Raw genomic sequence first — 24,676 nt, forward strand, 5'->3', positions numbered from 1 at the left:
GGGAACGGCGGGTGATCGGCCGGCTTGGCATGGCAGCGGCTATAGCTGATCCGGAACGAAGGTGGAACATAGAATCGCCGCTCATGGTCGGTGGCTGACCGGGGCGGGGCGGCCATGGGAACTGACGACGCCATCCTGCGCTGTGTTCCGCGACAAGGATCATTGATGTGATGGAGACGCTGGTGGCGGATCAAAAGTCTGCGATTTTGTACCGGATGGTGCTGCCCGACCATGTTTGCCCGTTCGGGGTGCGTGCGAAGGAGATGCTGGAAACGGCGGGATATGCCGTTGACGATCGCATTCTCTCGACGCGCGAAGAGGTGGATGCGTTCAAGGCGGACCAGGGTGTGGAGACCACGCCGCAGGTCTTCATCGATGGTGAACGGATCGGCGGCAGCGACGATCTGCAGCGGTATCTCGGCGCATGATCGCCGCCCGCACGCAGCCCGCGACTGGGCTTTCGCGCGTCGCCGCAGCGACGATCGTTGCTGGTGTCATGGGCGTGAGCGCGCTGGTCGGTCGACGCAACGCCCCTGACAAGAGCCACCCCGGCATCCGCGGGTGGTATCGCCGGCTGGACAAGCCGTCGTTCACCCCGCCCGACGCCGCCATCGGTGCGGTCTGGCCGGCACTCGAAGCGGGCCTCGCGGTCGGCGGCTATCGCCTGCTCCGCGCATCCGCGAGCACGAGCCGTAATCTGGGCGTTGGCCTGTGGCTGCTCAACACCGGGATGATCGGCGGCTGGACCGAATTGTTCTTCCGCAAGCGCGCGCTTGGCGCGAGCACCGCGGCATCGGCGATGATGATGGGCACCGGCGCAGGCTATGTCGTCGCGGCGAGCCGGGTAGACCGACCGGCCGGGCTGCTCGGCGTGCCGTTCGTCGCCTGGCTCGGCTTTGCCACCCTGCTCGCCGAACAGGTGTGGCAGCGCAATCCCGATCGCGGCGCGGCGGCGGCGTGAGCGCGATGCGCGCGGGCGTCACCTTTGCTGGATCGGTCGAGCGTCGCTGACGGCGTGGCGCGCAACCGTTATTACCACGGGCCCCCGACCGACCATTTCGACGGCACCCGCTTCTTCAACCCCGGGCAATCGGGGCCGGAGGGCGGGCTGCGCGCCATCTTGCGATGGAAACTGGCGGGGGGCGCAGCACGCTGGCCCGAAACGGTGCCGGTATCGCCCGCGGTCCCCGACGCGCACGTGCCGGGGATCCGCATCACCATGGTCGGCCATGCCTCCACGCTGATCCAGGCGGCGGGTTGGAACATCCTGACCGATCCTGTGTGGTCGCCGCGCGCCAGTCCGTTCAGCCGGCTCGGGCCCCGACGTGTGACGGCGCCCGGCATCCGGTTCGAGGATCTGCCGCCGATCCACGTCGTGCTGATCAGCCATGCGCATTACGATCATCTGGATATCGCGACGTTGCGCCGGCTGCAGGCGGCGCATGATCCGCTGATGGCGATGCCGCTGGGCAATGACGCGATCGTCCGCGCCGGCGTGCCCGGCGCACGCTGTCTCGCGGGGGATTGGTGGGACACGCTGCGGCTGGGCGAGGGCGTGGCGACGACGCTGACCCCCGCCTATCATTGGGCGAACCGCTGGCCGACGGACGTGCGCATGTCCTTGTGGAGCGGCCATTATCTGACGACGCCGGCGGGGACGATCTGGTTCGCCGGCGACACTGGCTATGGCGACGGCGCGATCTTTGAACAATTGCCCGAGCGGCTCGGCAGCCCGGACGCCGCGCTGATCCCGATCGGCGCCTATGCCCCGCGCTGGTTCATGGCGCCCCAGCATGTTGACCCGGCCGAAGCCGTGCGCATCTGCGAGCAGGTCGGCGCGGCACAGGCAATCGGCATCCACTGGGGCACGTTCCAGCTCACCGACGAACCGCGTGAGGAGCCACCGCGGCTGCTCGCCGCCGCCGCGCGTGCGATGGGCTTTGCGCCGGACCGGTTTGTCGCTGGAGAGCCCGGCGATGCATATGACATCAGGCGCTCATCACCGCGCGGGGCGTGAGCAGAAGTCGCCTGGCTCAAGCGGCGCGCAGCTTCATCATCATCGAACGGCCGGGCGCGGTCCGCACGCGGACATAGCCCTCCATGGCGCGGTCCAGCGCAGCGTCGCCGCTGTCGACCAGCAATGTCGCATCGCTGAGCGCCGCCAGCTTCCCGGCGTCCGCCAGGACGATCAGGCCCTGCGGCGCAGCGCGGGCGATCACCGCGGCGTCGATCTGCTGGTTGCCGCGGCCAAGGACGAAGCCCTGCCCGCCGATCACGCCCAGCACGAGGCGCGGCGGCGTATCGGCGGTCAGCCTGCGCAGCGTCGCGGCACGGGCGTCGATCGCCACCGGCTCGCCATGCGCAAAGGCATCGACGCCCAGCAAGGTGCCGCATCCCGCCAGCGCATGCTTCACCATCATCATCGTGGCGCCAGGACCGATGATCGCCAGCGGTTCGCCGCGCAATTCGCGCGCCAGCGCGGCGGCGGCACGCTCCAGATCAGCGGCCGAGGTACTGGCCGATGTTGCCTTGGCCGCCTGCATCCCGCGCGCCCGCGGCACATGCAGTACGCCATATAGCGTGATAGCACCCCGGTCATCGCGATCCATCACGTCCGCCGCAACGGGCGGGCGACCGTAGCCGGTGAGGCAGCTTTTCAGGATGGTGCCAGCCGTCGCGGGACTCGTCGCAAAGACCGCACTGTGCATCTTCACCCCGGCGGGTATGCCGATGACGGGCAAGCACCCCAGGTCAGCGGCAAGAAGGTCACGTGCCGTGCCGTCCCCCCCTGCAAAGACCAGCAGGTCGACGCCGGCGGACAGGATCGCTCGCGCTGCCGCAATCGTGTCGGCTGAGGTGGTCCGCTCGGCAGCTGCCGCGTGGGCCAGGTCGCACGGTAGAGAGGCGGACCGGGCGGCATCCTCGCCCATCGCGCCTGCGCTGGTCACGATCGTGCACGGTTCGCCGGCAAGCGCGGCCAGCGCCGCCGCGGCACGCGCCGTTGTCAGCGACGGAGCCGTCGTCGCCAGCGCGGAGCCGCTCACGCCATCGGATCCCTTCAGCGCGAGCGGCCCGCCAATCCCGGCGACCGGGTTGACAATCAGGCCGAGGCGCACGCAAGTCCTGTTCGCACAGCAATCATAATGTGCGCTGTTAGCACAAATCCATGAGAGACTCCATGCCAGCACCGGATCGCGCGCATCCTTACATGCCCAATTCGACGGCCGAGCAACGCGCAGACCTGCTGCGGGCGATTGGCGCCGACACGACCGAGGCCCTGTTCGGGCAAATCCCAGATTATCACCGCCTGCGCACGCCGATCGAAATGGCGCCGACGCTCAGCTCCGAGGTGGAGCTGGCGCGGCATCTTGACGGGCTGTTGGCGCAGAACCGGCCGGCGGCGTCGATGACGAGCTTTCTTGGCGGGGGCTGTTGGCAGCATCACGTCCCCGCCGTGGTGGACGAGATCGTCAACCGCGCCGAATTCCTGACGCCGGTGTGGGGCACGCCCTCGTCCGACTTCGGGCGCAACCAGGCCTGGTTCGAATTCACCAGCCAGCTCGGCGCGCTGCTCGAGCTCGAGATGGTCGGCCTGCCGGTGTACAGCTGGGGCTGTGCCGCCGGGCACGCGCTGCGCATGGCGGCGCGGCTGAACGGCCGACGCCGCGTGCTGGTCCCGGCGCGGATGTGCCCGGAGCGGCGCGCGGTGCTCCATTCCTATTGCGCCTCCGCCGGTGCCGACCGCGGGATCGTGGTCGAGACATATCCGTGCGACCTGCTGGGCCGCGCCGATGTCGATGCGCTGCGTACGCTGGCGGATGACGGGATCGCGGCGGTCTATTTCGAGAATCCTGCATTCCTCGGCGGGCTGGAGCATCGCGTGGCCGATATCGTCGATATCGCGCACGCCGTGGGTGCCGAGGCGGTGGTTGGTGTCGACCCGATCAGCCTGGGCGTCATTGCTGCACCGGGCGCCTATGGCGCGGACATCGCAGTTGGCACGATCCAGACGCTGGGCATCCACATGCATGCTGGCGGCGGTCTGGGCGGCTTCATCGCGTCGCGCGACGAGGAACGCTATACCGCCGAATATCCGACGCTGTTGAACAGCATCACCGAGACGGTCGATGGCAAGATGGCGTTCGGCATGATGCGGTTCCACCAATCCTCCTACGGTTCGCGTGAGGAGGGGAAGGACTGGACCGGCAATTCGACCTACCTCTGGGCGGTTGGCGCCAGCGTGTACATGGCGCTGCTCGGCCCGGCCGGCTTTCGCGAAGTGGGTGAACTGATCCTCGATCGATCGCACCGGGCCGCCGAGCGGCTGGCCGGAATTGCCGGAGTGTCCGTCCCCGAGACGGGCGGGTTCTTCAAAGAATTCCCGGTCTCTTACGATCGTGCCGACTTCGCGAGCGTCGATGCGGCGCTGCGCGCGCGCAACATCCTGGGCGGGATCGACGTGGGCAAGCTGTGCCCCGAGCTGCCGTCGGCCGCGCTTTACGCCTTCACCGAAATTCATGACGACGCCAGTGTGGATGCGCTGGGCGTCGCGCTGCAGGAGATCCTGGCATGACGCTCCGTCGCTATCACGCACCCGTCTGGGACGAGCCGATCATCATGGAAATGGGCGCGCCGGGCCGGCGTGGACAGCATTTCCCGCGCGTGGAGGGCGGCGCCTCCCGCGTGCCCGCCGCGCTGCGCCGTGCGAACCCGCCCGCGCTGCCGGAAAATTCCGAGCCGGACGTGCTGCGCCATTACCTGCGCCTGTCGCAGGAGACGATGGGCATGATCGGCATCAGCCTGTTCGGCACCTGCACGATGAAATACAATCCGCGCCGCGGCGAGCAGACGGCGATGCGGCGCGAGATCGCCGGCGTCCATCCGGCGCAGCATCCCGATACGATTCAGGGCCTGCTGGCCGCGGTTCATGGGATGGAAGAGGCGCTGCGCGCGCTGTCGGGCATGGACGGTTTCACTTTCCAGCCGGCGGGCGGGGCGGACGCCGCCTATACGCAGGCATGCATCACCCGCGCGTGGCACGCGTCGCGTGGCGAGGCGGGGCAGCGCACCGAGATCATCACCAGCATCCAGTCGCATCCGTGCAACCCGGCGACCGCCGCGACCGCCGGTTTCGATGTCATCACGCTTCCGCTGGGGCCGAACGGCTATCCCGAACTGGACGCGCTGCGCGCCGCGGTGTCGTCGAAGACGGCAGCGCTGATGATCAACAACCCCGACGACATGGGCGTTTATAACCCCGAGATCGACGAATGGGTGCGGATCGTAAAGGCCGCCGGTGGCCTCGCTTTCTACGATCACGCCAATTTCAACGGCGTGATGACGAAGATCCGCGCGCGCGACCTGGGCTTCGATGCGTGCATGTTCATGCTGCACAAGACGTTCGGCGTGTCGAAGGGCGGCGGTGGGCCGGCTGTCGGCGCCTATGGCTGTTCGGCAGAGCTGTTGCCGTTCCTGCCCGGGCCGCGCGTGGTGCGTGCCGAGGATCGCTTCACGCTTGAGGACGGATCGGTCGATGCGCCCAAGGTGCGCGAATATCTCGGCAACCTGCATCAGGTGTTCAAGGCATATGCCTGGGTCCGCGCGATGGGCGTCGAGGGGCTGTCCGAAGCGTCCGACATGTCGGTGCTGCTGAACAATTACATGGAGAAGCGCCTGCTTGAGGTGCGCGGTGTCACCCGCTCGCACCCCGACATGCCCGGCTGGCGTCTGGAAATGACCCGCTTCAGCATGGAGAAACTGTTCGAGGACACCGGCGTCAGCGCGCTCGATGTGCAGAACCGCATGGGCGATTTCGGCATCGACGCATTCTGGCTGAGCCATGAGCCATGGATCGTGCCGCAGCCGTTCACGCCGGAAGCCGGCGAGATGTGGTCGCGCGAGGACGTGGATTACTGGATCGATGTTCTCGCCCATGTCGTCGATGAGGCGTATCGCGATCCGGAGATGGTGAAGACCGGACCGCACAATCAGGTCGTGAAGCCGCTGGCCCCGCGCAACCTGGATGATCCGGCGATCGGCTCGACCACCTGGGCCGCGCATCAGCGGAAGAACGCCCGCGCCTGAACGGCAGTCGTGACCGCAGATGGAAAGGGGCGCGGACCGATATGGTGCGCGCCCCTTTTCGCTTGTCTGTGCCGCCGCTTTTTGGGGTGCGGCGGCACCGAGTTTCAGATCAGGCGTCGCCGCTGCCGCGCAGCTCGGCCAGAACCTGATCCGCGGCATCGCGGAACGCAGCAACCGAGCGGTCGATCTCTTCGCGCTGGATGACGAAGGGGGGCGAGAAGGCGACGGTGTCGGCGGACGGCAGCGCGCGGCCGATAACGCCGCGGTCTAGCGCGCCCTTCACGATGCGCGCCGCGACCTTCAGCGCCGGATCGAACGCGACCGGCCCGGTATCGCGCACTTCCTTCACGAACTCGACCGCGCCGATCAGCGCCTGCCCACGTACTTCGCCAACCAGGGGATGATCCGCAAAGGCCGCGCGCAGCGCCGCCTGCATATGCGCACCCTCGTCGGCGACGCGGGCGAGCATGTTCTCCTTGTCGATCAGGTCGAGGTTGGCGAGCGCGGCGGCCGCGCCCAGCGGGTGGCTGGAATAGGTGTAGCCATGGCCGAAGGCGCCGAACTGGCTGCCCGCGCCGCTCAGCACGTCCCACACCCGCTGCCCGACGATACAGGCGGAGAGCGGGAAGTAAGCGGAGGTCAGGCCCTTCGCGACGGTGATCATGTCTGGCTGCATGTCGAGCAGCTCGGACCCGAACATCGCGCCCAGGCGCCCGAAGCCGCAGATCACTTCGTCGGCGATCAGCAGGATATCGTGGCGGCGAAGCACGTCGCGCATCGCGGCATAATAGCCCTCCGGGGGAGCGATCACGCCGCCGGCGCCCATCACCGGCTCCATGATCATCGCGCCGATCGTGTCCGCGCCCTCGCGCGCGATCAGTTCCTCGAGGTCCGCGACCAGCTTGGCGGTGAATTCCGCGTCGGTCAGGCCATGGCCTTCCCACAGGCGGCGCGGGGCAGTGGTGTGGCGCACCATCGGCAGCGGCAGGTCGAACCCGGCGTGGAGGCCCGGCAGGCCGGTCAGGCCGGCGGTCATGATCGTCACGCCATGGTAGCCGCGCTGGCGGGCGATGATCTTCTTCTTCTGCGCGCGGCCCAGCGCATTGTTGTAATACCACACCAATTTCACCTGGGTGTCGTTGGCGTCCGAGCCCGAATTGCCGAAGAACACCTTCGACATGCCGGCGGGTGCCATGTCGATCAGCCGCTGGGCGAGCAGGGCGGGCTTGTCGCTGCTCATCGAGGAAAAGGCGTGGCAATAGGAAAGCTGATTGGCCTGATCGCGCAGCGCGTCGGCAATCTCGCTGCGACCATAGCCGACGTTGACGCACCACAGGCCGGCCATCGCATCGACATAGTCGATACCGCGCTCATCGGTCAGGACGGCGCCCTTGCCGTGCGTGATCACCACGGGTGGGCCGCTGCGCTCATGGTCGGCCAGCATGGTGAAGGGGTGGAACACGAACTTGCGGTCGATCTCCGCCGTGCTGAGACCGGAACTGCTCACTGCCATTACGTAAAACCCCTCGCTCGTCACGCGAACACATGTGCGCTATGTGGTAATAATGCCGCGGGGCGCGATCGCGCAAGGGGATGGCGCATTCTGCGCTGCGCGGAATCGACGCAATGGCTGAAGCATTGTAGGCCGGGTTCAAACAACGCCGCCTCGATCGACGGTCGGGCACGGCAAAGGAGTGAATATGGTTTCAGCCGAACAGGACGTCAGTGATCGCGATTATGTCAATTCGCTGGCCCGCGGGCTCGAAGTGATATCGTCCTTCACGCGTACACGGCCGAAGATGACCTTGAGTGAAATCTCCCGGGCGACTGGTATGACGCGCGCCACGGTGCGGCGGTTCTTGCTGACGCTGGTGCGCGAAGGATATGCCGAAAAGGACGACAAGCTTTTCAGCCTGAAGCCCAAGGTGCTTGAGCTTGGCTATTCGGCGCTGTCGTCGATGGGTATTCTCGACGTCATCCAGCCCGTCATGAATGACCTTTCGCGAGAGCTTCAGGAATCGGTCTTCGCCGCGGTCCTGACGGGTGACTACGTGACCTATATCGCGCGGGCGACATCCGAACGGCTGGTGAACGTGAGCATCACGATCGGCAGCACGACTCCCGCCCATGCGGTGTCGACGGGGCGCGTTCTGCTGGCGGCCGAACCGAACGATGCGCTGGAACGCTACATCGATCGCGTGAAGCTGGAACCGATCACGCCGCACACGGTGACGTCCAAGGTCAAGCTGCGTGCCGAGATCGAAAAGGTCCGGCTGGAAGGCTATAGCTTCGTCGACCAGGAACTGGAGATCGGGCTTGGCTCGCTGTCCGTCCCGGTGCGCAACCGAGAGGGCCGGGTACTCGCCGCGTTAAACGTGTGCTGCCCGACGGCGCGCGTTACGTCGGAGGACATGCGCAAGAACATCCTGCCGGAACTGATCGCGGCGTCGCAGACGGTGACGCGCGGCATGTAAGGGCATCGCTTCCCGCCGGCGTCATGCGGGGCGGGGGGCAGGAGGACGAGCGGCCGGCGAAGTACGCCGGTCCGCTCGCCTCCCGACCGATCAGTTCGCGCTTGTCAGCGCGGCGCGCGCCGGCGGCGTGGCATCGCTCCGGTTGAATTTGGGCGTGCTTTCCCCGCGCAGCGTGCGCACGAAGAAGCTGTACTGGCGACGCAGCACGTACTCCATCGGCTCCTCCGACCGGCCCACGCCGTGATCGGCGCCCGGTACCACCAGCAGGTCGAAATCCTTGCCCGCCTTGATCAGGCGATCGGCCACCTGCATCGTCACCGCCGGATCGACATTCATGTCGAGCTCGCCGGAGATCAGCAGCAGGTCGCCTTTCAGGCGCCAGGCATTGTCGACGTTGGACGACCGCGAATAGCTTTCGTCGATCGGCCAGCCCATCCACTGTTCGTTCCAGCTGACCTTGTCCATGCGGTTGTCGTGGCAGCCGTTGTACGCCACCGCCGCCTTGTAGAAATCGGGGAAGAACAGCAGGCCGCCAAGCGCGTTCTGCCCGCCCAGCGAGCCGCCATACAGGCCCACGCGATCGGCATCATAATAGCTGTACTTGGCCGCGGCGGCGCGGTGCCACAGGATGCGATCGGGCGCGCCGCCTTCGCCGACATTCTTCCACGTCACATCATGGAACGCCTTTGACCGGTGCAGCGTGCCCATGCCGTCGATCTGGACGACGATGAAGCCGAGGTTCGCCTGGGCCTGCATGCCGACCACTTCGTCGCCGCCGGCGTGGAAGCCGAACGGCCACCATTTCTTCGGCACGAAGGCGTCGAAGCCGGCGCCGTAAATGTTCTCGATCACCGGATATTTCTTGGTCGGGTCGAAATCGGCCGGGCGGACGATCACGCCCCAGATGTCGGTCTTCCCGTCACGGCCCTTGGCGACGAACGTCTCCGGCGCCTTCCAGCCAGCGGCGAGCAGGCGCGAGATGTCGGCTTTCTCGATCGTGTCCACCAGCGAGGCGTCGGCGGTGCGGCGCAGCTCGGCGACCGGCGGCATGTCGGTGCGCGAATAGATGTCGACATAATGCTGCCCGTCCGGCGAGAAGACGACATCGTGGAACGCGTCCGCCTGCGTCAGCCGCGTCAGGCCGCGGCCGTCGAAGCCGATGCGGTAGAAATGCTGGAGATATGGATCGCCGCCCTCGCGGCCATTGGCGGTGAAGATGATCGTGCGGGTCGCGGGGTCGACGCTGACGATGCGGCGCACCACCCAGTCACCCTTGGTGATCTGGTTGCGGATCCTGCCCCCGCGCCCGTCGACCAGGTAGAGGTGGTTCCAGCCGTCGCGCTCCGACATCCAGATGATCTCGCGCCCGGTGCCATCGACATCGCGATGGTCCATGCGGGGCGCATAGACGAAGGTGTCGGACTTCTCCGCCATCACCTCGCGCGGCTTGCCGGTACGCGCATCCACCTCGATCAGCCGGTACACCGCATGACCGCGCTGATTGTAGGTGAAGGCGAAGCTGGCGGAATCCTTGCGCCACGTCACCTTGCCCAGCTGATAGGGATTGTCGAACAATGCCGGGTCGACGTCGATCTGCTTGGCGGCAGCGACATCGAACAGGATGGGGCGATCGATATCGATCACGTCGCCGGGCTTCGGGTACAGCTGGGTGATCAGCTTGGGTTCGAGCTGGTCGGTGGGCGAGCTCGCCACGCGATAGATCTCGCGGCGATGCCCCGCGCGCACGCGGTTGATGACGACGCGCGTAGAATCCGGCGACCAGGTGATCGTCTCCGGATCGTAGAAATTGCCGGGTGAGCCGTCGCCGCTGCGGACCAGCTCGCGTCCGTCGGCCGTAGCGCGCACCACCAGATTGTCGCCCTCGACCATCGCGACATAGCGGCCATCCGGTGACACGCGCGGCGTGTTGTCGGCCGGCACGCTCAGGTCACGCAGCACGCCGATCGCCTTGGGACGACCCGGCGCGGCAGGTGTGGGGCGGCAGACATAGGTGTCGAGCGCGCAGGTGAGCCGCCGGTCACCAACCGCGATCAGGATGGCGCGATCGTCGGGGGAGAGCGCGAACTCACTGAACGGCAGGCGATCGGCGCGATAGGTGTCGCCAGTGATCTTGCCGATCGCACCGCCAAGACGCGCATGATCGAACGCATCGCGCTTCTCCCTGTCCGCCAAGCGAACACTGATGAAGCGAAAACCGTCCTTCTCGGTCCGACGATAGTGGAAGTGGCTGCCGTCGTTTGACCAGACGGCCGCATCCGCCACCCCATCGGTCAGGTACATCGTGCGCTCACGCAGGCTCAGCGCGTCCTTGTAGGCGGCTTCGTTAGGCTGGGCGGCAGCCGCCCCGCTGCATGCCACCAAAAAAACGCCGGCTGTTGCAGCGCGAACTAAGCGCATCAGATCCCTCCAAAAAGTTCCACGTAGTGCGAGGAAATCGCAAATTTGTTGTGCCCCGCGTTCGGAACTACGCAGGAAAATGCTTGACGACAAGTGCGCTCTACGAACAAAACTGCGCCGTGCGAACGAAAATAGCAAAGGGGTTTGTTGATGACTAGGGCTTCCGCAGCCAGGCGTATCCTGTTGACCACTGCTGCGCTGTTTGTGTCGATTCCGGCGGCCGCGCAGGACGTGGGCGGTGAACTGGCGAGCCAGCCCGCCGCGGACAATGGCGGCGGCGATATCGTGGTGACCGGCTCGCGCATCGCCGTGCCGAACCTCCTGTCGAACAGCCCGATCAACACCACGGATTCGCAGGAACTCGCGCTTCAGGGCACCGTCAACGTTGAGGATTCGCTGGTCGAAATCCCGCAGGCGACGCCTGGCACCAGCAGCACCAACAACAACGGCAGCAACGGCACCACCACCGTCAACCTGCGCGGCGTTGGCGATATCCGCACGCTCGTCCTCGTCGATGGCAAGCGCTGGATGCCGTCGGGCAACACCGGCGTGGTCGATCTCAACACCATCCCGGTCGCTCTGCTGAAGCGGGTCGAGGTCGTCACCGGCGGCGCATCGGCCGTGTACGGCTCGGACGCGCTGGCTGGCGTCGTCAACTTCATCTTCAACGACCGCTTCGAGGGGGCGCAGCTTGGCCTGACCTCGCAGATCACCGAGCGTGGCGACGGGCATCTGTTCGACGCAAACCTGACGGTCGGCGGCGAATTCGCCGACGGTCGCGGCCATATGACCATGTGGGGCGGCTATACGAAGCGTGAGCCGATCTTCCAGGGCCAGCGCGAATTCTCGCGTTACGCACTGCAGCCGAGCCGTGATCGTACCAGCCTGATCCGCGCCGGCTCCACCACTTCCTTCCCCGCGAACATCGTCCTGTCGGCCCCGGGTAACCGCGGCATCGACGCCGATGGCGACGGCACGGTCTCCTTCGGCCCGGGCGGCACGCTCAACGGCGAGGCGAGCTTCTACAACACCAATCCGGTCAACTATTTGCAGGTCCCGCAGGAGCGCTGGCTGGGCGGTGCGAACGTCCGCTATGACGTGACCGACGATATTGAGGCGTTCGGCCGCTTCACCTTTGCGCACAACCGCGTGTCAACGCAGCTTGCGCCGAGCGGCACCTTCTTCGCCTCCTTCGGCCTCAATCCGGACAACCCCTTCCTTGCGCCGGCGACCGTCGCGGCGCTGCGGGTCGAGGCGGGTGCCGGCGGTGTCGACGCCAACGGCAATCTGCGCACGCAGATCGGCTATCGGTTCGCCGCGCCGCGCTTCTCCGAATTCACCCGCAACGCCTTCCAGGTACAGGGCGGCCTGCGCGGCAAGGTGGGCGGTTGGAACTGGGAAGTATTCGCCCAGCATTCGCGCACTGACCTCAACACCCAGCTCACCGGCGACGCCAACCTTGGCCTCATTCAGCAGGCGCTGCTGGTGCGCGACGTCAACGGCACGCCGCAGTGCATCGATCCGACCGGCGGCTGCGTCCCGCTCAACATCTTCACCAACGATCCCTCGTCGGTGAGCCAGGCCGCGCTCGACTTCATCTCGCTCGACCTTCAGGTTCAGGCGATGACCCGTCAGACCGTCGCCGGCGGTACGCTGTCGGGTGACCTCGGCAACATCCGCTCGCCGTTCGCCGACAATCCGATCGGGCTCGCCTTCGGTGTCGAATATCGCGAGGAAGGGTCGAGCTACCGCCCCGACGCCAATTACGAGGCAGGCCGCTCGGCCGGTTTCGGCACCGCGGCGACCGTCATCGGCAACTTCAACGTGAAGGAAGCCTTTGGCGAAATCCGCATCCCGCTGATCGAATCGCGCCCCTTCTTCGAGGCGCTGTCGTTCGAGGGCGGCTATCGCATCTCGGACTATTCGACGGCCGCCGGCACGGTCCACACCTTCAAGGCAGGCGGTGACTGGGCCCCGGTCCGCGACATCCGCTTCCGCGGCCTGTACCAGCGCGCGGTTCGTGCCCCGAACATCAACGAGCTGTTCCAGCCGCGTGTTGAGACCGCTGTCACCGGCATCGATCCGTGCGCGGGCATCAGCCCGACTGCCAGCCAGTCTTTGTGCGAGGCGACCGGCGTCCCCGGCGGCCGCTATGGCGCCGTGCCGCTGCCCCCGGCCGGCCAGTTCCAGGGCTTCACGGGCGGTAACCCGAACCTGAACGTCGAGAAGTCGGACACCTATACGATCGGCGCGATCTTCCAGCCGTCGTTCATCCCGCGGCTCGTCGTCTCGGTCGATTATTACAGCCTGAAGATCGTCGATGCGATTGAATCGCTGGCGGGCGGCGCACAGAACGCGCTCAACGCCTGCTATTTCAACACGCAGAACATCAATTCGGTGTTCTGTCAGTCGATCCTGCGCGATCCGATCAACGGTTCGCTGTTCGGTGGCAATGAGACCGGCGTTTACGCCACGCTCGTCAACACCGGCCGGATCGAGACCAAGGGCTTCGACTTTGCCGTCAACTATTCCGTGCCGATCGGCTCGGGCCAGGTCCGCTTCGGCGGCAACGCGACTTATGTCGACAGCTTCATCCGTCAGGGTGGCGAAGGGCTGCCGGCCTATGAATGCTCGGGCCGGTTCGGCGCGATCTGCAACGGCCTGATTCCGCAGTTCAAGTCGACCAGCCGTCTCGCGTACGAAAATGGCGGCACGATCGTGTCGCTGCGCTGGCGCCACATCGGCAAGGTGGAGCTCGATCGCTTCGCGCTCGGCACCGATACGCGTCCGTCGCCGGTCACCAGCCTGCGTGCGGCGAACTACTTCGACCTCGATACCTCGCTCAACGTGTCGGAAGCCTTCACGCTCACGGCAGGCATCTCGAACCTGTTCGATCGCCAGCCGCAGGTGTTCGGCAACGACGTGGGCGGCCTCGGCGCCACCGCGAACACCTATCCGGGCACCTATGACGGCCTTGGCCGCATGTTCCGGATCGGCGCTGTCGCGAAGTTCTGAGGCAAGGAAGCAGTAAGATGATGGATCGGCGGAGCCTTCTGAAATCCGGCGTTGCGTGTGCCGCAGTCGCCGCACTTCCCGGCGGGGCCATGGCCCGCGCCGGGAAGGGGGCTCCCCGATCCGATCCTGCCACGGCGGCGCGGCTCGATGCTCTTTACGCCCGTGTGTGGCGCGAAGAGATCGCGTCGTCGCCGCAGCGGCTGACCTCGCTCGGGCTGGACCGCGGCGCGGAACATGCCGCGGCACGGCGCCTGCTGAACGACCGGTCGGAGGGCGCGTTCGCCCGCTCGATGGACACGCTGCGGCGTGCCCGCACGGAGCTGGCGCAGATCGACACGACGAAGCTGGCCGGGATCGACCTGGTCAATCATCGATCGATGAAATTCTACGCCGACATCACCCTCGAGGGGTATGACCGGTTCAAATATGGCGAGCCGGGTTACCCGCGCGCCTATGCCGTCAACCAGCTCGATGGCACGTACAACAACATCCCCGACTTCCTCGACACCGCTCACCGGGTCGAGACGGCGGAGGACGCCGAGGCTTATCTCAGCCGCCTGGATGCCTTCGCGACGGTGCTGGATCAGGACACCGAACGCTCGCGGCGCGACGCCTCCAATGGTGCGTCGGCCCCCGATTTCATCCTCGATACGTGCATCAGGCAGATTTCGCTGCTGCGCGGCGTGCCCGCGGCGCAATCGATGCTCGCCACGTCGGTGGCGCGGCGGGCGACTGCGCGCGGCGTAACGGGGGACTGGGCGAAGCGATCGACCGAGCTGGTCGAGAAGCGCGTCTATCCCGCGCTCGACCGCCAGATTGCTGAGCTGCAACGCCAGCGACAGACCGCCAATCACGATGCCGGCGCGTGGCGCCTGCCGGATGGCGAGGCCTATTACGATTGGGGCATCCGCCTCTTCAACACCAAGGCCTTCAGCGGTGACGAGATTCACCGCCTTGGCCTGGAGATGGTGGCGCAGAACACCGCCGATATCGAGGCGATCCTGAAACCGGGTGGCTATACCCGCGGCACGCTGGGCGAGCGCATCCACGCGATGGCGATCGACATGAAGGGCGTGTACGAGAATTCGGACGCCGGCCGGGAGAAGATGCTGGTCGACGCCACGCGCCAGATCGAGGAGATCAGCGCGCTGCTGCCGCGCTATTTCCGCACCCAGCCACGCGCATCGGTTGTCGCCAAGCGGATCCCGCAGGCGATCGAGGCCGGCAAGGCAGGCGGCTATTACAGCCGCGGCAGCATCGACGGCAGCGTGCCGGGCTCCTATTTCATCAACATGCGCGAGATGGAGGATCGCTCCATCGTCGGACTGGCCACGCTCACCCATCACGAGGCCGTTCCGGGCCACCACATGCAGATTTCGCTCTCGCAGGAGAATGAAAGCATCCCGATGTGGCGCCGGACGATGGAATGCAGCGCCTATGTCGAGGGCTGGGCACTCTACGCGCAGACCGTCGCCGACGAGATGGGCGTGTTCGAGAAAGATCCGCTTGGTCGCCTCGGCTATTTGCAGAGCGAATTGTTCCGCGCGGCGCGCCTGGTGGTCGACAGCGGGCTCAACCACCATCGCTGGAGCCGTGAGAAAGCGGTCGATTATATGGTCGCGGCCACGGGCAGCAGCCGCGATTCCGTTACGTCGGAGGTCGATCGCTATTGCCTGATCCCGGGGCAGGCGCCGAGCTACAAGATCGGCCAGCGCGAATGGATCCGCCTGCGGGAGGACGCACGTCGCCGGCTCGGCGCGCGCTTCGACATCCGCGCCTTCCATGATGCGGGGCTGTTGTCGGGCATCATGCCGCTCGGCGTGCTGGAACAGCGGATCGAGGAATGGATCGGCACGCAAGCGATCTGAACAACCACATCAGGCAACGGAAAAGGGCGCGGGGGCTGATGCTCCGCGCCTTTTTTGTGCTTGTCGCCAGTTAAGTGCTTGACCCGCCGATCCAACAAGTCACAAATGACACATCACGTCCGGCCCGCGGCCGGGACGAAAAAAAGGGGGCCGACCATGGCCGGTCAGCACCCTGAGTTTCTGGGTTCCCCCGGCGCGGGAACATGCATGATGACACCGGGGAAAGGTGCCGCCATCGCTGGGGAGCGATGGCGGCCGTTTCCGACTACGCCCCTCCGGGGAGAGGGTCGCGTCGCCAGAAAGTGGACACTTCGTCGTCGTTGCCGGTCATCTCGAATCGGATCAGCGACAAGGGTATGCGGCCGATCGTCATCATGCGATCGTGGAAATCGCGGAGGACGAACTTGTCGCCCTGATGCCGGCGAACGTCACCCAGCAATTTCTGCATCTCGACCATGCCGATCGTATAGCCCAGGCCATAGCCCGGCGGCCGCCGCAGATAGATTTCGGCGTCGACGCGCGCCACGTCCGCGTCGAGCCAGGGCGTATATTTCTGCCACTCGGCCACGACCTGCGAGACATTGGCGCGGTTGAGCTGCAGGTCGAGGTCGCCGGCGACGCGTACCGCGCGGAAGATGCCGAACAGGTCGATCAACTCACGCGTGCGCGCGCGATCCTTGTCGAAGAAGCCGAGCCGCTGGGCCGCTTCCTCCAGATACGTGCCCCAGCCTTCGGTCCGCACGCCATCGTCGATCTTGCTGCGGATCGGGTGGGTGTCGCGCTTGTCCATCTGCCCATCGAAGGCGTGGCCGGGGATGGTGGCGTGGAACAGGTCGGGGCTGGGGTCACGATACTGGATCTGCTCCCAGAAATTCGGCCCGTTCGGCCGAACGATCCACGGCACGTTGACATAGAGATAGCCGATGTCCGCCGGGACGGTGATGATCTCCTCGTCCTTCAGGAAGGCGTGGATGTCGCGCAGCGTGTCGGCCTTGCGCTTTTCATAGTCCGCCTCGCTGGCCGGCAGCGTCAGCTCGGGCAGGTTGCGGTTCCGATGTTTCTCCAGCGCGTGCATGCCCCACAGGCGCTCGGTTTCGCGATGGCCGATCGTGCGCAGCTGGTCCGTATTGTACGGCAGCAGCTTCACGTTCTTCACATACCAGTTGAAATTCGCTTCGCCGACGCCGGCCGGCGCGGTCATCTTCGGCCGCTCCGCTTCCAGCCACGTACGAAGGTCAGCCGCGGCGGCGCGCGCGGCGCGAATGTCGGGGAGGATCGCCGGCTGCGTGGTCTTCGCGCGCGCTTCCAGATCGTCGAACCAGCCGATGATGCCGGCGGGCGGCACCTTGCGGTACGGATGGCCATGGCCGACGCCATCGGCGTTGGTCAGGTTATGCAGCGCCAGATCGGCATAGTCGCCGGGCACGTTGCGCAGCGTTGCCTTGGCGCGCGCGACGATCGTCGGCATCTCGCGGAGCTGGCCGCGCAGCGTGATCAGCGCGGCGCCCTTGGCGGGCAGTTCGGTGAACGACACGCGCAGCATCTGGTCGACGTAGAAACCGGGATCACGCTCCCACGGCTTCGAGACACGCAGGAGGAAATCCTCCTCGTTCATCTTGGCGCGCGCGGCGAGCCAGTCGACCTGCTGCGCCCGCTCCCAGCCGGCGACGTTCATATTCTCCATCGCGCTGAGGTAGCCGCCCACTTGCGCACGGCGTGCCTCGATCGCGGCTGGGGTGAAATCCGTGCTCTTGGCCTGCGCCGTGCGCCATTCCAGGAACTCACCCCAAGTCCGCAGCAGGTCCTGGTAGCTGCCTTGGCCCGAGGGCGGGCGTGCGGTGGTGGATGCTGCGGCGAGCGTCGTTCCGCCCTGAGCAACGGCAATGCCCGGCATCGCCGTCGTCATCAGCGCGGCAGCGATCACCAGCGTCATTGGCCGGCGTTTCAAAGACATGGCATCGACTCCTTTTGGCATTTGTTGCTTCGCGCAGTGTGCACGTCGGCAGGTGCGGGCGCCGATCCAACCTTGGTCGCTCAGCGAACATCCTGCTCTCTGTGCGTACTATCGTGTGGGGGCATCCGAACTGTCAAGAAAGATATCATCAGGCGAACACATAGCCGCTGTGCGCACATAGTGTCTGGTGTGACCACTGCTGCTGTGTCATGGCCGGCAAAGGCAAGATGCCGGTGCGCTTGGTGGATGACCGGGTGCCCGGTACCGCGCGGGAAGGGGATGGTAGATGAAACATGGTTTGTTGCTGGCGGCGGCGATGATGGGGACGATGGCGGCGCTCGCCGTGCCGACCCCGCTGGCGGCGCAGGTACGGCACGACACGCTGGAGAGCGTGTTCCGCGACTGGCGCACGCTGCAGCTTGGCGAGGTGAAGAACGGCGCGACGGATTACAGCGCCCCCGCGCTGGCGCGGCAGGCGGCGGGGCTGAAGCAGCTTCGTGCCCGGCTCGACGCGCTGCCCACCACCGGCTGGACCGTGTCGCAGAAGGTCGATCGCGAGATCATCCGCGCGGAGATGAACGGCCTCGATTTCGACCTGCGCGTCGCGAAGCCGTGGGAACGTGACCCCGCCTGGTACCTTTCCGTCTGGGCGGCGCAGAGCGATACGCCCGCGCACGAAGGCCCGGTCCACCCGATGCCGGTCGAACTATGGACCTACAGCTTCCCGCTCGATGCCGCCGCGTCGAAGAAGTTGGCGGGCGAGCTGGCGCATATCCCCGAGCTGCTGCGCCAGGCGCGCGTCAACCTGACCGGCAACGCCCGCGACCTGTGGACCGCGAGCCTCGTCACGCTGGGCGGCCAGCAGGAGGCGCTCGACGACCTTCAGCGCAAGGTTGCCGGCGGCGATCCGAAGCTGGTGCGCGCCGTCAGCGATGCCGCGACCGCCACGCGCAGCTTCATCGCCTGGGTGAAGGCCGAGGCGCCGCGCAAGACCGGCCCGTCGGGCGTTGGCATCGAGAATTACAACTGGTTCCTGAAGAACGTTCAGCTGTCGACGCTCACCTGGGCCGACGAGGTCGCGATCATGCAGCGCGAGCTGGATCGCTCGCACGCCGCCTTGCGCATGGAGGAACAGCGCAATCGCAACCTGCCGCAGCTGGTCGGCGCCTCCACCCCGCAGGAATATGACGCGCTCGCCGCCGCATCGGTGCGCAAGTACATGCAGTTCCTGAAGGACAAGGACATCCTGACCATCCGGGACTATATGGAACCGGAGCTGATGAAGCGGGTGGGCAGCTATGTCCCGCCGGAAAAGCAGAACTTCTTCCACATTGTGATGCACCGCGCGCCGATGACGCTGTGGACGCATTATTATCACTGGTGGGACCTGCGCATGATGCAGGCCGATCCGCACCCAAGCGAGGTGCGCCGCGGGCCCCTGCTGTACAATGTGTGGCTCAGCCGCTCGGAAGGCATGGCGACTGCGGTCGAGGAACTGATGCTCCACGCCGGGCTGTTCGACGATGAGCCTCGGTCGCGCGAATTCGTGTGGATCATGCAGGCGCAGCGCGCCGCGCGTGGCCTCGCCTCGCTGTATGCGCAGGCCAACATGATCGACCTGAAGGCGGCGATGGACATGCAGGTCGCGCGCACGCCCAACGGCTATATGTCGCCGACGCTGCCGCTGCTCGGCTTTGAACAGCAGATGTACCTGCGGCTGCCGGGCTACGGCCCCAGCTACATCACCGGCAAGGCGATGGTCGAGCGGCTGCTGACCGAAATGGCGGAGGATCGCGGCCAGCAATTCCGTCCGCGCGAATTCTTCGACGGCCTGAACCGCCACGGGATGATCCCGCTGTCGCTGATCCGCTGGGAAATGCTGGGCAAGACCGACGAACTCGAAAAGCTGGGGATCAAGCCGTAACCGATGAAGGGCAGCCGGTGGCTATTCGCCCCGGCCGCCCAGCCCGCCGGCGTCGCGCACCCAGCGCGCGATGTCGGCATGGGTGGCGAACCACGCGCCGCCCAGATCCTTCGCCGCCTCGATCAGCGCCTCCAATATCCAGATGCGCGATCGGTAGCCAATGACGAAGGGGTGCATGACCAGCTGGAACACGCTGCCCTCGACCGCCGCGGCTTCCAGCTCGCGTTTGAAGATTGAATAGACGTCGTCAGGGGTCATCCACGGGCGGGTGGCGGGCGTCCGGTTGAACATCATGTAGACGGCATCGTCGCGCAGCCATTCGACCGGTATCTCGACGACCCCCGTGGCCCGCCCGTCGAGCAGCAGCTCGTACGGGACCTCGTCCGCCATCAGCGAACTGTCGTACAGCAGCCCCATTTCCGCGACGATCGCGATCGTGTTGGGTGACAGGTCCCAGTTGGCGGAGCGGAAGCCGACCGGCGGCGACCCGATCAGCGGGGTGAGCACGTCATGCGCGCGCAGCATCAACTCGCGCTCGGTCGCCGCGTCGAGCAGGCTGTTATTCTCATGCACCCAGCCATGCATGCCGACCTCGTGACCCGCGCCGATCAGCCCACGCGTCTCGTCCGGATCAAGGATGGCGCACAGCGCAGGCATGAAGAAGCTTGCCGGCACGTCATGACGACGCAGCACGTCCAGCACGCGCGGCAGGCCCACCCTTCGCCCGAACTCGCCCCAGGCGAGGCGCCCGATCGCACGCCCGCCGGCGCCGATCTCGAACGATTCATGATCGCAGTCGAACGACAGCGCGACGGCGAAGCGCGCCCCGTCCGGCCATGATGCGGGCTGCAACGTTCGTCCCGCGCGTACGCGGTTGATCAGCGAACGTAACTCGTCCTGCGGGATCATCCAAGGCTTGGCATCCTGCATCGCCGATCCTTCTCACTTAAATGCGCCATGCGAACTTGCGTTCGCACTGTGATCGTGTTTCGGTTGGCGGACAAGGGAGGGGTTTGATGAATAGAATGTTCCGGGGAATGATGAGCGCGTCGCTGGCGCTGATGGTGCCGCTCGCCCCAGCTATCGCGGCTCCCGCGGCGCTTCAGGCCGCGCCATCCATGACGACGCCGACAGGCAGCGTGCGCACGCATGACGGTCTGGTCGCGCTCTATCAGCAGGCGCGCAAGAACGTGGACTTCACCGTCCGCAACCATGTGCCCGACGTGTCCGAAGCGGCGATGGCCGCGCGGCAGCAGGCGGCGCAGCGTGCGGTCGCTCAGATCGGCGCGATTGATGACAAGGCGTGGCCGATCCCGCAGCGCGCCGACCTGATGCTGGCGCTTGCCGAAATGCGCGGGGTCGATTTCGAACACCGCGTCCTGCGCCCGTGGGCGCGCGACCCAAGCTGGTGGTCGACGCTCGACCTTGGCTGGGGACCGAAGGTGAAGACCGCTTTTTCCCCGCCCAAGCTGCCGATCACCGACGCGGCCGCAAAGGCGACATTTGCGGCGCAGTTGCGGGCAACGCCGACGATCCTGGCCAATGCGCGCCTGACGCTGACCGATGCGCGCGGCGACCTGATCGACCTCGGCATCATGCACCATGATATTGAGACGCGCGTCTATGGCCGGATGGCGCGCGATCTGGCGAAGCATCACCCAGAGTTGGTCGGCCCGGCGCGTGCCGCAGAAAAGGCCTCGAGCGACTTCGCGGCATGGCTGCGCGCCGAAAAGCCGCGGGCGAAGCAGCATGCCGGCATCGGCGTTGCGGACTTCGATTGGTACATCAAGAATGTCATGCTGATGCCGTGGACCTTCGCCGAGCTGAAGGCGCTGGGCGAACGCGAATGGGAACGCAGCATGGCCTTCCTCGCGCTTGAGGAACATGAGCATAAGGCGACGCCGATGCCGGCGCCGGTGACGTCGCTCGAGGGGTTCGAGGCGCTTCGGCGTGAGGCGGATGAGGATCTGCTGCGCTTCCTGAAGGAACGACGGATCATGACCGTGCCCGACTGGCTGACGGTGCCGCCGCCCGAGGGCCCCTATGTCATGCCCGCCAACCAGGACCCCGCGGTGCCGGGGCCGTTCGACGCGCCGATCGACCGCAACTTCTTCCGCGAGGCGGAGGATCGCGATCCGCGCAGCCTGCGCGCGCACAACCTGCCGGGGCACATCTTCGACAGCGCCTATCGCAAGCGCGACACCCGGCCGATCCGCGGCGACGAGCGACTTGGGTTCATCGACAGCGGACGGCTGGAGGGCTGGGCCTTCTATCTGGAGGAAATGCTGCTCCAGTCCGGCTGGCTCGACGATCGGCCCAAGGCGCGTGAGATCCATTATGTGCTGCAGGCCAATCGCGGCGCACGGCTAAAGGCGGAGCTGCTGGCGCAGGCGAATGAATGGACGTTCGACCAGGCGCTCGAGTCACTCTCCGGTCGCACCCCGCGCTGGATGGAAAAGACCGACGACACCGCGATCTACGACATGGCGCTCTACCTGCGTCAGCCGGGACTTGGCCTGAACTATTATTTCGGGAAGGTTCAGCTCGAACAATTGCTGGCCGAGGAGCGGCTGGCCAAGGGCGATGATTTCGATCTGACCAAATTCCATGATCGCTTCATCCAGTCGGGTATCATCCCGATCGCGCTGATCCGCTGGGAAATGACCGGCAAGGACGATCAGGTTCGCACGATGCGCTGATCGCCGGAGCCCCGTCGATGATACCGGCGGGGCTCGGGATGAAACGAAGACGCCCGCGCTGCCAGGGGCGACGCGGGCGTTTCCTTGTCGGTTAAGCGAGCTCAGCGATACCGCCGGCGCTCCAGGAAGAAGGCGTAGTTACGCGGGAACACCGCATTGGGCCGCTCCATTCCCAGCTCGGCCGCGGCGCGATAGGCAAAGTTGCTGTCGGCCAGCAATTCGCGCCCGATCGCGACCAGATCGGCACTGCCCGATGCGATCGCCTGTTCGGCAATTTCGGGCGTGACGATCAGCCCCACCGCCATGCTCGCGACGCCGCCTTCGGCACGGATGCGCGCGGCATGGGGTACGAGATAGCCGGGGGAGGGGGCGGCATCGGCCACGCCCGAGCTGCCGCGTACGCCGCCCGACGAACAGTCGACCACGTCGACCCCCGCCGCACGCAGCGCCGCCGCCAGCCGCACCATGTCATCCACCGTCAGCCCGCCGTCGACGCCGTCGAACAGCGACAGGCGATAGAAGATCGGCATGCCTTCGGGCAGCTCGGCGCGCAGCCGCCGCACGATCTCCAGCGGCAGCCGGAACCGCCCCGCCTCGTCGCCGCCCCAGCTGTCGCTCCGCTGGTTGCTCAGCGGCGAGACGAAGCTGTGGATCAGATAGCCGTGCGCGCCATGCACCTCGACGAAATCGAAGCCCGCAGCGACGGCGCGCTGCGCAGCGGCAGCGAACGCATCGATGACGCCCGAAATCTCATCCTCGCTCAGCGCATGGGGCGTCGGCCAGCCGTCGAGGAACGGCAGCGCGCTCGGCGCTACCCTCTGCCACGCGCGCGGGTCCGCCGGTTCGATCGGCTGCGCCCCGTCCCACGGCACCTCTGCGCTCGCCTTGCGACCGGCATGGGCCAACTGGATGCCGACCGCGGCACCATGATCGTGGTACAGCTTCGTGATCGTCGACAGTCCGGCGACATGATCGTCGGACCAGATGCCAAGGCACCCGGGCGTGATGCGCCCGTCCGCCGTGACGCCCGTCGCCTCGACCAGCGCGCCGCCCACGCCCCCCAGCGCGAGCCGCGCATGGTGGGCACGGTGCCAGTCGGTGACGTGCCCGTCCTGCGCGACATATTGGCACATCGGCGACAGGATGATGCGGTTGCGGAACGCCACGCCCCGGCACGCAAAGGGCGTGAAGAGGACGGGCGTCTCGCTCACGCGGCGGTCCCGACGGTGTCGGTCTTGCGCGCGTCAATGTCCTTCATCAGCGCGTCGATCTCCTCGAAGATCGCGAGGATCGCGGCCAGCTTCTGCTTGCCCTCATCCCCCAGGCTGGCGAAGGTCGTCAGCGGCTGGCGCACATCGCCGACCGGATGGCCGACCGCAGCGGCCAGCGCCTTGGAATAGCATTGATGGCCATAGGTCGGGTGGCCCTCCGCGATGATGCGATCGGCGCGGTGCACCAGATGCTGGATCGCGGCGGCATCGCGCACGCGCCCTTCCTCCAGCAGCTCCCACATCCGTGTCGTCGAATAGGGCAGGTAGTTGCCGTAAGGGTTCACATAGCCGACCGCGCCTAGCAGGAAGCTTTCCACCGGACGCTCGCCGGCGAACACGTTCATCACCCCGCCGGTTTCCTCGACGATGTCGTACACCCGGGCGACGTCCATGCTTGCCTCCTTGATGTAGCGGACCTGCTCGAACGCGTTCGTCAGCCTGGCGATCAGCGCCGCGCTCATGTCGCGGTTCGACGTCACCGGATTGTTGTACACCATGATCGGCACGGTGACCGCGTCGCAGATGGCGCGATAATAGGCGAAGATCTCGTCGTCGGTCGGCGTGTAATAATAAGGCGGGATGATCATCAGGCCATCGGCGCCCAGCGCCTGCGCCTCTGCGCTGTGCGCGACGGCGTTGGGCGTATAGGCATCCATCGTGCCGACCAGCACGTCCATGCGGCCATCGACATGCTTCACCGTCTCCTCGACGATCGTGCGGCGTTCCTCGCGGCTGATGGTCAGGAACTCGCCCGTGGTGCCCAGCATGATGATGCCGGGCACGCCGCAGTCGATCTGCCAGTCGAGGAAGGAGCGAAGCGCGCCCACATCGACGGTGGCGCCATCGGTCGAGAACGGCGTGACCGCGACGGTGTAGCTACCGCGGAATTTCTTCATGAACCTGCTTTCTGTCTGGGGACGCATGACGGATATGCTTTTGCCATGCGATGCGATAAGCGAACACTTGTAA

General features: G+C 66.2%; 17 protein-coding genes. 10 read left to right on the plus strand and 7 right to left on the minus strand.

Going from position 1 to position 24,676, the window contains the following annotated elements; all coding sequences use genetic code 11:
• The first annotated feature begins 170 nt into the window (after positions 1-170).
• The 3 genes from ACH0BU_RS05120 to ACH0BU_RS05130 are packed head-to-tail and all read left to right on the plus strand — an operon-like array spanning position 171 to position 2,017.
• On the plus strand, positions 171-428 hold the full coding sequence (locus ACH0BU_RS05120; protein ID WP_231622021.1) for a glutaredoxin domain-containing protein: 258 nt from the start codon (positions 171-173) through the stop codon (positions 426-428).
• Positions 425-961, plus strand: a complete 537-nt coding sequence (locus tag ACH0BU_RS05125) for a TspO/MBR family protein (protein ID WP_296220808.1) — start codon at positions 425-427, stop codon at positions 959-961. The genes ACH0BU_RS05120 and ACH0BU_RS05125 overlap by 4 nt, the downstream gene beginning before the upstream one ends.
• 24 nt (positions 962-985) lie before the next feature.
• Positions 986-2,017: an MBL fold metallo-hydrolase gene (locus ACH0BU_RS05130; protein WP_296220806.1), complete on the plus strand. Its 1,032-nt coding sequence runs from the start codon at positions 986-988 to the stop codon at positions 2,015-2,017.
• A 16-nt stretch (positions 2,018-2,033) separates the two neighbouring features.
• On the opposite strand, the gene ACH0BU_RS05135 is transcribed toward ACH0BU_RS05130, so the two are convergent.
• Positions 2,034-3,116: an ATP-NAD kinase family protein gene (locus ACH0BU_RS05135; protein WP_046411466.1), complete on the minus strand. Its 1,083-nt coding sequence runs from the start codon at positions 3,114-3,116 to the stop codon at positions 2,034-2,036.
• Between the two features lie 62 nt (positions 3,117-3,178).
• Here ACH0BU_RS05135 and gcvPA point away from each other — a divergent pair, with 62 nt between their 5' ends.
• On the plus strand, positions 3,179-4,573 hold the full coding sequence (gcvPA, locus tag ACH0BU_RS05140; RefSeq protein ID WP_222119846.1) for an aminomethyl-transferring glycine dehydrogenase subunit GcvPA: 1,395 nt from the start codon (positions 3,179-3,181) through the stop codon (positions 4,571-4,573).
• Positions 4,570-6,084 carry an aminomethyl-transferring glycine dehydrogenase subunit GcvPB gene (gcvPB, locus tag ACH0BU_RS05145; RefSeq protein WP_125944830.1) on the plus strand — a complete coding sequence of 505 codons (1,515 nt, stop codon included), beginning with the start codon at positions 4,570-4,572 and terminating at the stop codon, positions 6,082-6,084. The genes gcvPA and gcvPB overlap by 4 nt, the downstream gene beginning before the upstream one ends.
• Positions 6,085-6,193: 109 nt before the next feature.
• On the opposite strand, the gene ACH0BU_RS05150 is transcribed toward gcvPB, so the two are convergent.
• Positions 6,194-7,591 (minus strand): aminotransferase, encoded by a 1,398-nt coding sequence (locus tag ACH0BU_RS05150; RefSeq protein WP_500263844.1) that lies wholly within the window; start codon positions 7,589-7,591, stop codon positions 6,194-6,196.
• 193 nt (positions 7,592-7,784) lie between these two features.
• Here ACH0BU_RS05150 and ACH0BU_RS05155 point away from each other — a divergent pair, with 193 nt between their 5' ends.
• Positions 7,785-8,558, plus strand: coding sequence for an IclR family transcriptional regulator domain-containing protein (locus ACH0BU_RS05155; protein WP_046411458.1), 774 nt, complete (start codon positions 7,785-7,787; stop codon positions 8,556-8,558).
• A 90-nt stretch (positions 8,559-8,648) separates the two neighbouring features.
• Here the strand turns inward: ACH0BU_RS05155 and ACH0BU_RS05160 are convergent, their stop codons facing one another.
• Positions 8,649-10,937: a DPP IV N-terminal domain-containing protein gene (locus tag ACH0BU_RS05160; RefSeq protein ID WP_314470167.1), complete on the minus strand. Its 2,289-nt coding sequence runs from the start codon at positions 10,935-10,937 to the stop codon at positions 8,649-8,651.
• A 189-nt stretch (positions 10,938-11,126) separates the two neighbouring features.
• Here ACH0BU_RS05160 and ACH0BU_RS05165 point away from each other — a divergent pair, with 189 nt between their 5' ends.
• Together ACH0BU_RS05165 and ACH0BU_RS05170 are read left to right on the plus strand one after the other, a co-directional pair.
• A complete protein-coding gene (locus tag ACH0BU_RS05165; RefSeq protein WP_500263845.1) occupies positions 11,127-13,991 on the plus strand; it encodes a TonB-dependent receptor plug domain-containing protein in 2,865 nt (954 codons plus the stop codon).
• A gap of 89 nt (positions 13,992-14,080) precedes the next feature.
• Positions 14,081-15,859, plus strand: coding sequence for a DUF885 domain-containing protein (locus ACH0BU_RS05170; protein ID WP_314470109.1), 1,779 nt, complete (start codon positions 14,081-14,083; stop codon positions 15,857-15,859).
• 265 nt (positions 15,860-16,124) lie between these two features.
• Here ACH0BU_RS05170 and ACH0BU_RS05175 read toward each other — a convergent pair whose 3' ends face one another.
• A complete protein-coding gene (locus tag ACH0BU_RS05175) occupies positions 16,125-17,813 on the minus strand; it encodes a DUF885 family protein (protein ID WP_500263846.1) in 1,689 nt (562 codons plus the stop codon).
• 286 nt (positions 17,814-18,099) lie between these two features.
• On the opposite strand from ACH0BU_RS05175, the gene ACH0BU_RS05180 reads away from it, so the two are divergent.
• Positions 18,100-19,737: a DUF885 family protein gene (locus ACH0BU_RS05180; RefSeq protein WP_125944823.1), complete on the plus strand. Its 1,638-nt coding sequence runs from the start codon at positions 18,100-18,102 to the stop codon at positions 19,735-19,737.
• A gap of 21 nt (positions 19,738-19,758) precedes the next feature.
• Here the strand turns inward: ACH0BU_RS05180 and ACH0BU_RS05185 are convergent, their stop codons facing one another.
• Positions 19,759-20,667, minus strand: coding sequence for a polysaccharide deacetylase family protein (locus ACH0BU_RS05185; protein WP_046411452.1), 909 nt, complete (start codon positions 20,665-20,667; stop codon positions 19,759-19,761).
• Positions 20,668-20,753: 86 nt separating this feature from the next.
• On the opposite strand from ACH0BU_RS05185, the gene ACH0BU_RS05190 reads away from it, so the two are divergent.
• A complete protein-coding gene (locus ACH0BU_RS05190) occupies positions 20,754-22,436 on the plus strand; it encodes a DUF885 family protein (protein WP_296221054.1) in 1,683 nt (560 codons plus the stop codon).
• 101 nt (positions 22,437-22,537) lie between these two features.
• Here ACH0BU_RS05190 and ACH0BU_RS05195 read toward each other — a convergent pair whose 3' ends face one another.
• Entirely contained in the window at positions 22,538-23,647 is a 1,110-nt protein-coding gene (locus ACH0BU_RS05195; protein ID WP_296221056.1) for an NADH:flavin oxidoreductase/NADH oxidase, read from the minus strand.
• Positions 23,644-24,603, minus strand: coding sequence for a dihydrodipicolinate synthase family protein (locus tag ACH0BU_RS05200; RefSeq protein ID WP_168770701.1), 960 nt, complete (start codon positions 24,601-24,603; stop codon positions 23,644-23,646). Before ACH0BU_RS05200 ends, ACH0BU_RS05195 begins: the two co-directional genes overlap by 4 nt.
• Between the last annotated feature and the right edge of the window lie 73 nt (positions 24,604-24,676).

The sequence above is a fragment of the Sphingomonas olei genome (assembly GCF_045369765.1).
Taxonomy (GTDB): Bacteria; Pseudomonadota; Alphaproteobacteria; order Sphingomonadales; family Sphingomonadaceae; genus Sphingomonas; species Sphingomonas panaciterrae.